A 13,498-nucleotide genomic window follows, 5' to 3' on the forward strand; every position below is an offset into this window, starting at 1 on the left:
AGCACCCGAGATGACGCGTTTTCACACGACAGCCATTTACACGATGCTGGCCATCCTGGCCCTTCTGTTCGCCCGCCCGGTGCTGGCTGAAGAACCCGTACTGGCGGCAGGTGACATCATCCAGATCGTCCTGCCGGGCGAGCCGGACTTCGATCAGCCCTACCAGCTCGACAGTCGCGGCATGGTCACGCTGCCGGAAGTCGGTGCGCTGCCGCTCGCCGGCATTGACACCGATACCGCGCGCCGTCGTGTCAATCTGGCGCTGTCCAGCGCCTATCGCGACCTCTCCCAGCTGAAGGTCCTGATCAAGGAACGCCGCCTGATGGTGTCGGTCATGGGCTTCGTGAAGACACCAAAGGACGTCGACCTGCCCGCCAACGGCAACGTGCAGATGGCAATCTCCGCGGCCGGAGGTCTTCGCCAGGGCGCGCAGATGAACCTGTTTCAGTTGCGCCGCAACGGTTCGACCAGCACCTTCGACTACAAACGCTACCTGGACACCGGCGATGCCAGCGCGATTCCCGTGCTGCAGTCGGGTGATACCCTGTTCGTCCCCTCCTCCCCGCTGATCGGCAATGTCGAGGTCGAGTTCGATGCACGCACCCTGACGGCCGCCGGTGATGCCGGTGAGGAAACCGGCGCGGTGAAGGTCTTCGGCGAAGTTCAGAACCCGGGCACCTTCTCCTTCAAGTCCAACCAGACCGTCGTCGACGTGATCATGCGTGCCGGTGGCCTCACCCGTTACGCCGGTGTCGAGAAGATCCGTGTCATCAATGACGGGTCGCCCATCGTCTTCGACCTGAAGAAATACTTCGACACCGGTGACGCCAGCCTGCTGCCCACCCTGACGGAAGCCGCGACCATCTACGTGCCGATCAATGTGGACGAGGTGAAGGCCGGGGTGCGCACGGTGTATGTCATGGGCGAGGTCGCCAAGCCCGGGTCCTATGAGATGACCGAAGGCGCCAACTTCTTTGACGTCCTGGCCAACTCTGGCGGTCCGAACCGCTATGCCGAGACCCGCCAGTTGCGGGTCATCCGGGCGAGCGGCGAGGTCATCGCTTTCGATCTGGCGAGCTATACCGAAGGACGTCCCGGCATCACCGTGCCGTCAATCGGTCCCGGCGACGCGATCTTCGTACCGGAGAAGACCGATCAGCTCGAGAAATCCTGGCTGAAGATCGGCAATGACCGCGCCATCCGCATCATCGGCCAGGTGAACAAGCCCGGCCGCTACGAATGGTCAGACGAGATGAGCCTGCTCGATCTGGTCGCCCACGCCGGCGGTCCGACCCAGTACGGCGACGCGACGCAGATCCGTATCCTTCAGAAGAACGGCGATCAGGCCCAGGCGACGGTCTTCGACCTGCAGGGCTTCATCAACAATGGCGGTTCGCTGAGTGACCTGCCGCGCCTTCGGGCAGGCGACACCGTGACCTTGCCGGAACTGCCCCGCGATCCCAGTGACAACCGCAGCCAGTGGACCCGTCTCGACAGCGAACGTGCCATCTACGTGATGGGATCTGTCGGTGCGCCGGGTCGCTATGCCTTCAATCCGAATCTGCATTTCCTGGACATCATCTCTGCCGCCAACGGACCGACGCCGACTGCCGATATCCGCAACATCCGGATCAGCCACCGCAATCGGGAGGGTTCCGAGGTCTCGAAGGTCGACCTGGCACTCTATTTCGAAACCGGTGACCCGTCGCTGCTGCCGCAGGTTGTTCCTGGCGACGTGATCTATGTCCCGAACAGGGACCGGGACTACACCGAAACCGACCCGGGCAGGATGGTGCGTGTTCTGGGATCAGTACGCACGCCGGGCCGCTACACGTTCAACGACAGCATGACGATCCTCGACCTGCTCGCCGAGGCCGGTGGGCCCTCTGCCGACGCCTGGCAGGAGAAGATCGTCGTCGTGCAGGTCGTGGATGGCGAGCCGCGGGCGACCGCATTCGATCTGGTTAAGTTTGCACGCGGTGGCGATTTCTCGAACCTGCCGGTCGTGCGCGCCGGGGACACGGTCTATGTGCCCTCCGTCAGCCAGAGTGACTGGCAGATATTCATGAACGGCGTCCGTGACGTGTTCCAGGTGGTGTCGATCTTCGCGATCCTGGGGGCAATCTGATGGGCATCTTCAGACAGGCAATCACCCTCCCCGCTCCGACCAGTTTCCCGCTGGATCATACCGAGCTCGACCACCTGGGCGCACAGATCGCCCAGGCAGCAAAAGATGGCCATCCGGTGCGGGTACTGGTGACCGGCCCCGGCCGTGGCACAGGCTCCTCAACCCTTGCCTGGGCGCTGGCGCAGCGGGCCGCACTGGAAGGGCAAAGGGTGCTGTTCCTTGATCTCGACCCCCTGGTGCCCTTCACCCAGCATGTTCTGGCTCTGGATACCGCTGACGAGATCAAGATTGTCGGTACTCTCATATCCCGCCCATGGTCGGTGCCAGGCCGGCAACTGGATGTCGCCTGCGTCAATACCGCGATCGCCGCCCATGCGAACCGGTCGGAGATCGGCGGGCAACTCGCGGATGAGCTTGACCGACTGTCCATGAACTACGACCTGGTCGTTGCCGACAGTGCCCCGGTTGCCGCCCGCCGGAGCACCGGGGCGCTGGACGGGTGCGCGGTTGCAGCCCGGTTTCATCTGACCTTCGTGACCGCACTTTCGGGAATGACGAACGCAGGACAGCTGGAGACGGTGATCACGCGCCTTGCCAAGATGGGCGCACGGGTTGGCGGGATCGTCCTGAACGAACGCGACATGGAACGGCCGCTGGAAGGCCTGTTGCGGCGGGCGAAGCAGGTCGCGGCCCGCTGGCCCTGGATGCCGAGATTGCTGGGTATCAGGTCCCGAACCGCGTTCTGACATATTCCCGCAACTCGCTGACTGATGCCTCGGCGAGTTGCCGGATGCCTCTCGCCATGGCAAGAGCACTGTCATCATCACCGTTGGCGACGGCGGCTTCGATGGCCCGACAGGTCCGGAACAGGCGCATCGCCCCCAGTGAACCACAGCTGCTGCCGATCCGGTGGGCAACGGAGTCCAGCGCCACGACGTCCTTCTCGTCCAGTGCAGTCTCGAACTCGGGGATTGCGCCTTCCAGATGCTCGGAGAAGACACGGGCAATTTCGGGCACGACCGCCTCCGATGTCTCTTCGGCAAGGCGCTCGATCACATCGATGTCCAGCACAGGATCGCCAATGCCCGTGGCAGCAGGTGCCGCGACCGCTTCAGTGCCCTGATCCCTGAAGACCCAACGGTCGATCGTCCGGATGAGGTGCTGACGATCAATCGGCTTGGCGATGAAATCGTCCATGCCCGACGCGAGAATGTTCGACTTCTCGCTGTCCAAGACGTGCGCCGTCATGGCAATGATCGGAACATCAGCACGTTCACCCGGCAGCGCCCGAATGGCCGCCGTTGCGCTCAGGCCGTCCATTACCGGCATGCCGACATCCATCAGCACAGCCTCGTAGGACCGGCGCTGGACGGCACGCACGGCTTCCTCACCGTTGCCGGCGATATCGAGCCGGAACCCTGCCTTCTCCAGCATGACGCGTATGACCAGCTGATTGGCCGGATTGTCTTCGGCGACCAGCAGGCGCACGTTGCGTCGGCGATCCATGTCGGCGGCCACATCCTGCGGGCTCGCTTCAACGGGTCGAACCGGCGTCGCCGTCTTCTCGAGTTCGACCTCGAACCAGAAGTCGCTTCCCGTGCCGGTCTCGGTCGAGAAACCGATCTCTCCGCCGATGGTCTCCACGATCCGCTGGCATATGGCGAGGCCGAGACCGGTACCACCCATGGCATCCCCTGCCCCGGTCGAACTGGAGAACTCGGAGAACATATGGTCGCGAAGGTCTTCCGGCACGCCGGAGCCGGTATCTCGCACGGAGAACCGGAGCCTGGGGCGGCTTTCCGTACCGCCGACGGTCCCGATCCGGAAGGTGACACTGCCCTGCTCCGTGAACCGGATCGCGTTGGAGCCGAAGTTCAGAAGCACCTGTCGCAGCCGTCCCGGGTCTCCCAGCAGGGGCGTCGGAAGATCCGACGGCGCCTCGAGGCGGAGGTCGATACCCCTGTCCACGGCGCGTGGCGACAGCACCTCCACCACCACCCGCGCAAGGTCCGCAGGATCGAAGGGCGAAATTTCCAGTTCCAGCTTGCCGGCTTCCATCTTCGAGAAGTCGAGGATGTCATTGATGACCGTGAGCAGGGCCTCTGCAGACGTGCGCCCTGTAACGACATAACGGCTCTGTTCGCTTGACAGTTCGGTATCGGAGAGCAGGCCCAGAACACCCAGAACCGCGTTCAGCGGTGTCCGGATCTCGTGGCTCATCATGGCCAGGAAACGGCTCTTCGCGCGGTTCGCCTCCTCGGCACGGTCGCGCTGCAGCATCAGTTCCGCCTCGGCCCGCTTCAGGCTCGACACGTCGAACCCGTACAGGTTGACTTCCTGCTTCTCGGGGATGGGACTCAACAGCACGCTGTACTGGATGTCGCCCACACCGATTTCCATGTTGGCTGGCACACTGGAGGCAAGTGTCTCGTAGATCTTCTGTTGCCAGGCAGTGGTCGGGCGTGAACCCACCGAGACATTGAGGTGGTTGGCCAGCGGCCCGCTGGCCTCGTTGGCATAGAGCAGTTCACCGCGTCCGTCGAAACGCATCACCGGTGCCGGGTTTTCGTTCGGCAGGCGGGCCATGTCCTGCACGCGTTGCTCGGCGCTTCTGCGCTCCGAGATGTCCCTGATGTAGCTGACGAATTCCGGCCCGTCGCCGCTGTCGACCACGTTGATCGCAAGTTCGATCGGGAAGATGCGGTCGGAGGCATCCATCGCATCGATCTCGATACGGTTGCCGATCACGGGTCCTTCACCGGTGACGAGATAGCGGGCGAGTCCGTTCCGGTGCGCTTCCCGCATGTCGCGGGGAATGATCAGATCAGCCATCTCCCTGCCGACCACATCCGCCGCACGGTAACCGAACAGCGTTTCGGCCGCCGGGTTGAAGGTCACCACCTTGCCTTCGGCATCCATCACGATCACGCAGTCAAGCGCCACATCGATGGTCGCCCGAAGGCGTTTCTCGCTTTCCTGAAGCTCGAACTCCCGGCGTTTCAGCTCGGAAATATCGATCCGGAAACCCACGGTGCCGCCATCCGGGGTGCGCCGTTCGATGATCCGCAGCCAGCGACCGTCGCCCAGCTGCTGCTCCAGCGGTTCCTCCGGTGGGTTCCTGTGCAGCGCCAGGCGCGCGGCCACCCATTCCTCGATACGCCATTCGGACCCGGCGTACTGTCCGCGTTCGGCGCCGGTACGGATGATGTGTTCAAAGGTGTTGCCGGACAACATGACGTCCGCGCTGTTTGCGTAGAAATCGCGATATTTCTGGTTGCAGATCACCAACCGGTCGTCCGCGTCATACAGGACGAAAGCGTCGGGCACGGCCTCGATTGCCGATACCAGGCGCGTTTGCGCGATCTGCAGTTCCAGTTCCCGCTGCTTGATCTCCGTGATGTCGGTTCGGAAACCGACAATGCCGCCTTCCGGTGTTCGACGTTCGGTGATGCGTATCCATCGCCCTGAGGCCAGCTGCTTCTCGATCGGGTCTTCCGGCGGGTTCCGGTGTGCATGCATCCGGTCGGCAATCCATTCTTCCTCCCGTCCGACCGCTGCCAGATATTCGCCACGCTCGACACCGGCGCGAAGCCCGTCCTCGAACCGCGTGCCCGGCTCCATCATTTCCGGCGCATTTCCGTAGATCTCACGGTACTTCTGGTTGCAGATGACCAGGCGATCCTCCGCATCAAAGAGAACAAAGCCGTCAGGCACGGTCTCGATTGCCGCGAGCAGCCGCTCCTGCAGCATTCGCGCTGTCTCCTGTGCCTCCCGTTCCTTGGTCCGGTCGGTGAGAACGCCTGTGAACAGCCGCTCGCCATCCAGCCGGGTCTCGCTGAAGGAAATATCGCCCATCAGACGTCGGCCGGACTTGTGCACCGCAGTCAGGGTGGTCTGCCTGCCCGGCAGATCGACCGCTCCGGCCAGGTAGGCCTGGAACACCTTCTCGTAGATCGCGTACTGATCGGCCGGCATCAGGTCGCGCACGTGCAGCCGCAGGAATTCTTCCTCGGTGTAGCCGAACTGCTCGCAGACCGCCTTGTTGCAGCCAACGATCCTGAGGTTCAGATCGTGGGTCAGCAGCCCCTCGGAAAGAGCGTCGAAGATCGAAGACATGAGCCGGTCACGCTCGGAACGCTGATCTTCGAGCCGCGCTGCCTGCTCCCGTTCGGCTGCCACTCTCTCGGCTTCGATCCGGTCCAGAAAGGCGCTGGAAATCTGGCCGATCTCGTCCGGCTTGGCGGCAATCCTTCTGAGCCGTGTCAGATCCGGATTGGTCCCCCCTGTTACATCCAGTACCGATCGCAGACGCCGCTGCACGATGACATAGTTGGCCAGCAACGCGCTGAGCAGTGCACCTGCCAGGGACACACCAAGTGCCGCAAGCACGAACAGCCGCTCCTCCCGCAATGTCTCGGTAATCCAGCTGCCGCCGTAATCGATCCTCAGGACGCCGTCCGGCTTCAGCGTGAAATCGACGTTCTTCCTGCTCTGGCGTTCGACACAGCCGCGGTTCGGCCAGCCGACCAGCACCCCCCCGTCGGTATCCAGCACGGTCACGCACCGGATGGACCGGTATCCCTGCGCGAGACGCAGCAGGTGAACGACGTCGGCATTCGCCTCGTGTCGTCTGGCTTCGGAAAGCGCCGTTGACAGATGGTGACCGAGGGAAGCGACCTGGGCCGCCACTTCAGATTCCATCGCGTCGCGGCGGAACTGGTCGTACCAGATCAGGAACCCCCCGGCGAATGCCAGAAACATCACCGCAAAGACAACAGTCACCCGTACGGCAAGGGAGGACAGGAGTTTCTTCAAAGGACGCTATTTGCCCATTGTCTTGCGAATTGAATCGCGTGAATCGAACAGGGTCTGCGTGATCGCGAAGCCATCCCTGACAGGCATCACGAGGAAATCGACCTCATATGTCGTTCCGCCATCCGCCACGAAATCAGCGCACAGGAAATAGCCGTTGCGAAACGGGACGATCTTGGGATGCAGGCTGGCGGGAGACAGTTTCAGAAGTTCGCCGGAGTCCGTATTGAAGATGACGTAGCGCCCATCCGACTCCCGCTCGCCCAGAAACGAAAGCAGCGTGGACTGCAACGCGATCATGCGGCTCTGGTCCAGTTCCGCGTGTGCCGTGTTGATGCTGCAGAACAGGACGATGGCAGCGGCAAGAGATGCGATCTGACGCATTGAAGGGATTCCCCGTGATGGTTGAACTCGATCCTACAGCCAATGCAATTCGACTGCCAGAACGCGGTACGCCCCGTCTCGACGACATCCGTCAGCTTCGAGAGTGTTCCTCACTCAGGCAAGTTGGCCTTCCGCCCCCCCCTGTCCGTTGTCGTCATCCCGAGCATCAGACACTATGGGAGCGGAACGGGACCCGTTGCTGATCGTGTGGGAGGTGTCCCCGGGAATCTCGACCGGATCACATTGCCGCCTGACCGCACGCCGGTCGCATCCATCGCCTGGCCACAAAGCCATGCTACCGAGCCAATCAGACGCACAACGCAGGATCAGGAGTGGTACTGGCGCATATTGCGCCGCGAATGAACCAGTAAACTCATCAAGATATAGAGGTAATGGCGGAGAGGATGTCCGCCCTCCGCCTATCCCATGTAATCTCTGATTGTCTCACAAGCCAGAGAAACACTGGCTTTAGTGTCTCACAGTGCCTTGCATTATCGCTCCCGATCTCACACACTACGTGAGTTATTTCGTAGGTAAATGTGATGGCAAAGAGCGTAAATCGACTAAGCGCACGACAGGTGCAAACACAACCCGTTGGCAAACATCACGACGGCGGCGGACTGTACCTGCAAGTCGTCGAGAGCGGCGGGCGCACATGGCTGTTCCGATACATGCTGAACGGCAAACAACGCTGGATCGGCTTAGGCAGTGCGTTGAACGTCTCATTGAAGGAAGCACGCGAGAAGGCGCTTGAGTATCGCCGCTTGCATGCTGAGGGCATCGATCCAAAGGCATACAGAGACCGTGAACGCGAACGCCGACGTGAAGAGCTATTCGGCGGCGTGTCGTTTCAGAAAGCCGCTGAGGACTATATCCGATCACACGAGGCAAGCTGGTCGAACCCGAAACACGCTTCGCAATGGTCCAACACACTGCGTGATTACGTCTATCCGCTGATCGGCGCGAAGGACGTTTCCGATATCGCCATGTCTGATGTGTTTGGCGTGCTTGATCCGATCTGGCTCACCAAGACGGAAACGGCGACTCGTATCCGTGGGCGCATGGAGAAGATACTCGATTGGGCCAAGGTGCGAGGCTATCGCGACGGCGAGAACCCTGCCCGATGGAAAGGCAATCTCGAAACGCAGCTTCCGTCACCGAACAAGGTGCGCAAGGTCAAACACCACGACGCGTTACCCTGGACGGATATCGGCGACTTCATGACCGAACTGCGAAAGCGTGAAGGTGTGGCCGCGATGGCGTTGGAGGTGCTGATCCTCACGGCGCTAAGAACGTCAGAAGTCATCAACGCACGTTGGGATGAGATCGATCTCGATAACGCCGTATGGACGATCCCCGCTGAGCGCATGAAGATGAAGAACGAGCATCGTGTGCCGCTCACCAAGCGCGCGGTCGAGATACTGCGCACATTGGAGACGGCATCGACCGGAGAGCACGTCTTCACCGGCAGCAACGGCAGGCCGCTATCGAACAACGCGCTCTTGGCGCTCTTGAAGCGCATGGAGCGCACAGACATCACGGCGCATGGCTTCCGTTCGACGTTCCGCGATTGGGCTGCTGAGACGACGGCCTATCCGTCAGAGGTCGTTGAGATGGCTTTGGCGCACACGATCCGCAACAAGGTCGAGAGCGCCTATCGGCGCGGTGATCTGTTTGAGAAGCGCAAACGACTTATGGAAGATTGGGGCAAGTTTTGCGGCACACCCACTCGCTTTGAAGGCGCGAAAGTTGATACGATACGCAGGTAGGTGGCATTGGCTGCTACTTGTTGATCAAGGTCTCAGTGGTTGCGACAGACAATCTTGTTGCGAAATTTGTCCATTCAGATTTTCATAGTCAGCTCTTTAAGAATGGTAATGGCGAGGAGCGAGCGTCGGCATCATTGAAATTTGGTATCCTGTCATCTAGTGAATATGAAGCGTCTTGGAATTTGATATGACAAAGTACAGTTTTAAGTACAGAGAAAGGTTTTCTGTCTTTTCTACGCACGGACCAAAATGCTACTTGTGTAAAGAACCCATTGATTTTCAATCAATGCATGTTGATCATATCATACCAGAAGCACTATTGGATGACAAAGAAGAGCTTGAGAGAGTTGTAGTAGAACTTGGCCTTCCAGAAGATTTTGAAGTAAATTCTTACGAAAATTGGATGCCATCTTGCGCAGGTTGCAATTTAAAAAAGGGTCAGATTGTATTCAAAAAATCTCTCATGGTTCAGACTATAATACAAATTGCCGCCGAAAAAGCGAAATTAGCTAGAACATTTGAAAATGAGGCAATTTCTAATTACAAATTGAGCAGATCAATTAATACTATTTGCCGGGCCGTTGAAGGGGATGACATTTCTTTGGAAAAGATTTCCCCAATCATTGTTTCGATTGTAAAAAATAATCCTGAGTTGGCTGAGGGAATTTACAAAATAATTGGCGGCGGTGATGGAAATGCTATGGGATTAACGGTTCGGGAGCATATTCCGGCGCAAATTCCGCTGACCCCTACCCACACGGTTATTATGGAAGACGAGTGGAAAATTGTCGTCTCCACTCCATACGGCATTGGATACGCTCCCAAGGGCCACAATGTAGATAGGAGCTTCTACTGTGGAAATTGCGGTTCGTTAGGCCCCTGGAACGGAGCGAGGTGCTTGACCTGTGGTTTTCTTAACGACGACAGAGGTGGCCCGACAAATCTGGACAGTTGAGTTAGGTGGATTTTCTGCTCCCAATCCGGCAGCGTTGCCGGGACGAAGGAGCGAAGATGACAAGACGACCCAGGCGGAACCACAGCCCTGCCTTCAAAGCGAAAGTCGCATTGGCGGCGCTGAAGGGCGACAGGACGATGAGCGAGCTGGCGACGCAGTTCGACCTGCATCCCAATCAGATCAAGCAGTGGAAGGATCAGCTGCTTGAGGGCGTAACGGGTGTCTTCGATGACACGCCAAAGGCCGCGAAAGAGCCGCAGATCGACGTAAAGTCCCTGCACGCGAAGATTGGCCAGCTGGCGCTGGAAAACGATTTTTTAGAGGGCGCGCTCGACAAGGCCGGTCTGTTGCCGAGCGCAAGGAAATGACGGGCCCGGACCACAGGCTGAGCCTGACACGGCAAGCCCGGCTTCTCGGGATCAGCCGGGGCAGCCTGTATTACGCGCCGCGCCCGACCAGTGCGGCGGACCTCAAGCTTATGCGCAGAATTGACGAGTTGCACATGGACTACCCGTTCGCGGGCAGCCGTATGATGAAAGGGTTGCTGCGGCAGGAAGGCTTCACGGCCGGGCGGCTGCACGTGGCAACCTGCATGAAAACGATGGGCATTGAGGCGCTCTATCGCAGACCGAACACCAGCAAGCCTGCGCCCGGTCACAGGATCTATCCCTACCTGCTGCGCAAGCTGGCCGTGACGCAGCCCAATCAGGTCTGGGCCATGGATATTACCTACATTCCCATGGCCCGAGGGTTCGTCTATCTGGTCGCCGTTCTGGACTGGTTCAGCCGCAAGGTTCTGGCCTGGCGGCTGTCGGTGACGCTGGAAACAGCGCCGTGTCTGGAGGCCTTGAATGATGCCCTGCGCAGATATGGCAAGCCGGAGATCATGAACTCGGACCAAGGATCACAGTTCACGTCCATTGACTTCATCAAGGCGCTGAAGGACGCCGACATCCAGATCAGCATGGATGGCAAGGGCGCTTGGCGCGATAACGTGTTTGTCGAACGGCTCTGGCGCAGCGTCAAATACGAGGAGGTCTATCTGCACGCCTATGAAAGCGTGTCAGCCGCCCGACAGGGCATCGACCGATACCTGGCCTTCTACAACACAAGGAGACCGCATTCATCGCTGGAAGGGCAAACGCCCGATCAGGCATATCACATCAAGTTGCAACCAATCCCGGTGGCGGCATAACCAAGCGGAAAATCCACCTAAGAAACGGCTCGAAACTGTTCAAACGAACCGAACCACCTCTCTCCACAATACGGCAGCGTCCCGCTCGTACAGTGGTCCACTGGAAATCTACAACGGTCCCAAGTTGGTGGCGACTTTCAGCGCCTTACCTGACCTTGGGAGCGTGGAGGATGCCTACGCAAATGCAGAGCGACTGATGGAACGGGAGGGATACATCCCCAAGCCAAGAGCGGACGGCGAGATTGACCGAAGCCTGCATGATCTGCGCGTTGCCGAGACAATAATCCTTTGCGGATACAGCCATGAATTCGCTACTTTAGCCATCATGAGCAGTAGTGAAAAAGTGATAGGGCGGAAAGGAGAGGCACGGTATCGCTATGCGTTCGGGCGTGTCGCAATTGCCGAACTCATTCTTCAATAATATGCGGGGAGAACCAAAAATTCTACCGTTTTTCTCAAATGCAAATATATCATAATGATAAAGGCAAGCGTAAGCACCTAGGTTGCATGGCGCCGCGTCAGGTGATCTGATGCCCCGATATGGAATAGGAGGCAGTGCAAATGCTGATAGTGGTCGATCCGAAATTTGAGAGCGTGGCCGCGGCTGCTGTCGCCCGGATTAGGATCTTAGTGCCGACCTTGAATTTCGAGATCACAGATCAAGGCATTGATGTCAGTGGCGATTTAGCTACTAAAAAGGAACAGCAAATTCGTCGTCTATTAGATCAATTTTTATATCAACAGCGCATTTTTGAAGAAACACTCTCAATCAGAGAGCGAATTTACAATGGGTGAATTTTTAACACCTTTCCGGTTTCGGGATATTGGTGAAGACACTTCTCTGATCGTGAACGAAGTGGGTGACTTTAAGCTGTTCGACAATGGAATTGTTGGCAGACTATTCGACGAGGCTCTTACGGAAGATGAGCATTCGCGGCTTCGGGACATGCACATCCTGCTTCAAGAGGAGAGCCACTGGCGCATAACAGCCTTAGCGAGCAGGGCGCAGAATCGCGTTAGTAAAAGATCGAGCAAACTCTCTTATATGATGATCATTCCAACTCTGCGCTGCGATTTGGCCTGCACATACTGCCAAGTCTCTCGAGCAAACGAGAATGCAAAAGGTTTCGACATGAAGCCTGAGCACCTTGATTTGCTGGAGAAATTCTGGACTGATCATGCTGGCCCAAAAATCAAGATCGAGTTTCAGGGCGGCGAGCCGACTCTGCGGTCTGACTTAGTTCTGGAGATCATGGATCGGGCTACTCGCCATTTTGATCAGGTCGAATTTGCGATTTGCACGAACTTGATGAACTTAACGCAGGAAGCCAAAGAGGTTATCTCTGATCCACGGATGCACGTCAGTACGTCGATTGACGGCTCGACAACTATGATGGCAGCCAACAGAACAGGAACGACTGAGAGAGCCGATAGGTTCTTCAACAATCTTCGCTATATTTTGGATGCTTATGGGTCGGCAAAGGTTTCCGCTCTCCCAACAATTCCAGAGGACGCCTACGATCAGATTGAAGAGATCATTGACGTCTATCTTGAGCTTGGCTTCACCTCAATATTCCTCCGACCGGTAAATTATCTCGGATTTGCACGTAAAAACCATGCGTCATCGTTGGATAGCACTGATCGGTGGAACCGGGCATACTTTCGGGCATTAGAGCGGATTATGGAGATCAACAAGACGCAGTTTTTTGAGGAATTCTACTCCTCGATGATCTTCCAGAAAATCATTAGCGCAGGGACGACAAACTACGTCGATTGTCGGTCTCCCAACCGATACTTTGAAGATTATTGCGTCGTCAATTTTGATGGTGGAATTTACCCGACTGACGAAGCACGGATGCTATCACGCACGCGCCAAGTCGATCTGAAGATCGGGGAGTTGGGCGGTGAGGTCGATTTGGAAAAACTCTCAACCTTGAATTTTAGCGCGATGAACGAGGTCCACCCAGATTGCATTCATTGTGCCTATGGACCATTTTGTGGAATCGATCTTGTAGATGACCTGTCTCGCTACGGTCGGATCGATATGCCCAAGCACGAAACGGCATTTTGCAAACGCCACCTCGACCTGTTCGATCTGCTCTTTACCAAGATTAAGGAACGGGACCGGAACTGGCTCGATCCACTTATGTCCTGGGCGTATCGCAAAGACGGCTCGCACGCTCCATTCGAGGTTCTCTATGATTGACCTGCAGACCCCTATTGAATGCCAGAACGTCGCGCCATTCGTGTGCAGA

At 58.0% G+C, this 13,498-nt stretch carries 9 protein-coding genes; 7 read left to right on the plus strand and 2 right to left on the minus strand.

The window, feature by feature from the left end; genetic code table 11:
• Positions 1-10: 10 nt before the first annotated feature.
• The gene (locus tag QGV55_RS12690) at positions 11-2,128 is read left to right on the plus strand and encodes an SLBB domain-containing protein (RefSeq protein WP_281016415.1); all 2,118 of its coding nucleotides are present in this window, start codon (positions 11-13) and stop codon (positions 2,126-2,128) included.
• Complete coding sequence (locus QGV55_RS12695) at positions 2,128-2,874, plus strand: hypothetical protein (protein ID WP_281016414.1); 747 nt, start codon at positions 2,128-2,130, stop codon at positions 2,872-2,874. The genes QGV55_RS12690 and QGV55_RS12695 overlap by 1 nt, the downstream gene beginning before the upstream one ends.
• Here QGV55_RS12695 and QGV55_RS12700 read toward each other — a convergent pair.
• Positions 2,852-6,943 (minus strand): PAS-domain containing protein, encoded by a 4,092-nt coding sequence (locus tag QGV55_RS12700; RefSeq protein ID WP_281016413.1) that lies wholly within the window; start codon positions 6,941-6,943, stop codon positions 2,852-2,854. The genes QGV55_RS12695 and QGV55_RS12700 overlap by 23 nt on opposite strands.
• A gap of 6 nt (positions 6,944-6,949) precedes the next feature.
• On the minus strand, positions 6,950-7,324 hold the full coding sequence (locus QGV55_RS12705; RefSeq protein ID WP_281019935.1) for a hypothetical protein: 375 nt from the start codon (positions 7,322-7,324) through the stop codon (positions 6,950-6,952).
• 542 nt (positions 7,325-7,866) lie between these two features.
• Here QGV55_RS12705 and QGV55_RS12710 point away from each other — a divergent pair.
• From QGV55_RS12710 to hxsB, 5 genes are all read left to right on the plus strand, one after another.
• Positions 7,867-9,093, plus strand: coding sequence for a site-specific integrase (locus tag QGV55_RS12710; protein WP_281023606.1), 1,227 nt, complete (start codon positions 7,867-7,869; stop codon positions 9,091-9,093).
• A 175-nt stretch (positions 9,094-9,268) separates the two neighbouring features.
• Complete coding sequence (locus QGV55_RS12715) at positions 9,269-10,048, plus strand: HNH endonuclease signature motif containing protein (protein ID WP_281023665.1); 780 nt, start codon at positions 9,269-9,271, stop codon at positions 10,046-10,048.
• Between the two features lie 56 nt (positions 10,049-10,104).
• A protein-coding gene (locus tag QGV55_RS12720; RefSeq protein WP_281015974.1) for an IS3 family transposase occupies positions 10,105-11,243 on the plus strand; the annotation gives its coding sequence in 2 pieces (ribosomal slippage) (positions 10,105-10,369 and positions 10,369-11,243; 1,140 coding nt in all).
• Positions 11,244-11,804: 561 nt separating this feature from the next.
• Positions 11,805-12,038: a hypothetical protein gene (locus QGV55_RS12725; RefSeq protein ID WP_281023666.1), complete on the plus strand. Its 234-nt coding sequence runs from the start codon at positions 11,805-11,807 to the stop codon at positions 12,036-12,038.
• Positions 12,031-13,449, plus strand: a complete 1,419-nt coding sequence (hxsB, locus tag QGV55_RS12730) for a His-Xaa-Ser system radical SAM maturase HxsB (RefSeq protein WP_281023667.1) — start codon at positions 12,031-12,033, stop codon at positions 13,447-13,449. The genes QGV55_RS12725 and hxsB overlap by 8 nt, the downstream gene beginning before the upstream one ends.
• Positions 13,450-13,498 lie beyond the last annotated feature (49 nt).

The organism is Minwuia sp. IMCC3009 (assembly GCF_029909415.1).
Classification (GTDB): domain Bacteria; phylum Pseudomonadota; class Alphaproteobacteria; order Minwuiales; family Minwuiaceae; genus Minwuia.

Excerpts from the sequence above, each read along its gene's own strand:
- QGV55_RS12690 (WP_281016415.1), top strand. The coding sequence starts at position 11 with ATGACGCGTTTTCACACGACAGCCATTTACACGATGCTGGCCATCCTG.
- QGV55_RS12695 (WP_281016414.1), top strand. The coding sequence starts at position 2,128 with ATGGGCATCTTCAGACAGGCAATCACCCTCCCCGCTCCGACCAGTTTC.
- QGV55_RS12705 (WP_281019935.1), bottom strand. The coding sequence starts at position 7,324 with ATGCGTCAGATCGCATCTCTTGCCGCTGCCATCGTCCTGTTCTGCAGC.
- QGV55_RS12710 (WP_281023606.1), top strand. The coding sequence starts at position 7,867 with ATGGCAAAGAGCGTAAATCGACTAAGCGCACGACAGGTGCAAACACAA.
- QGV55_RS12725 (WP_281023666.1), top strand. The coding sequence starts at position 11,805 with ATGCTGATAGTGGTCGATCCGAAATTTGAGAGCGTGGCCGCGGCTGCT.
- hxsB (WP_281023667.1), top strand. The coding sequence starts at position 12,031 with ATGGGTGAATTTTTAACACCTTTCCGGTTTCGGGATATTGGTGAAGAC.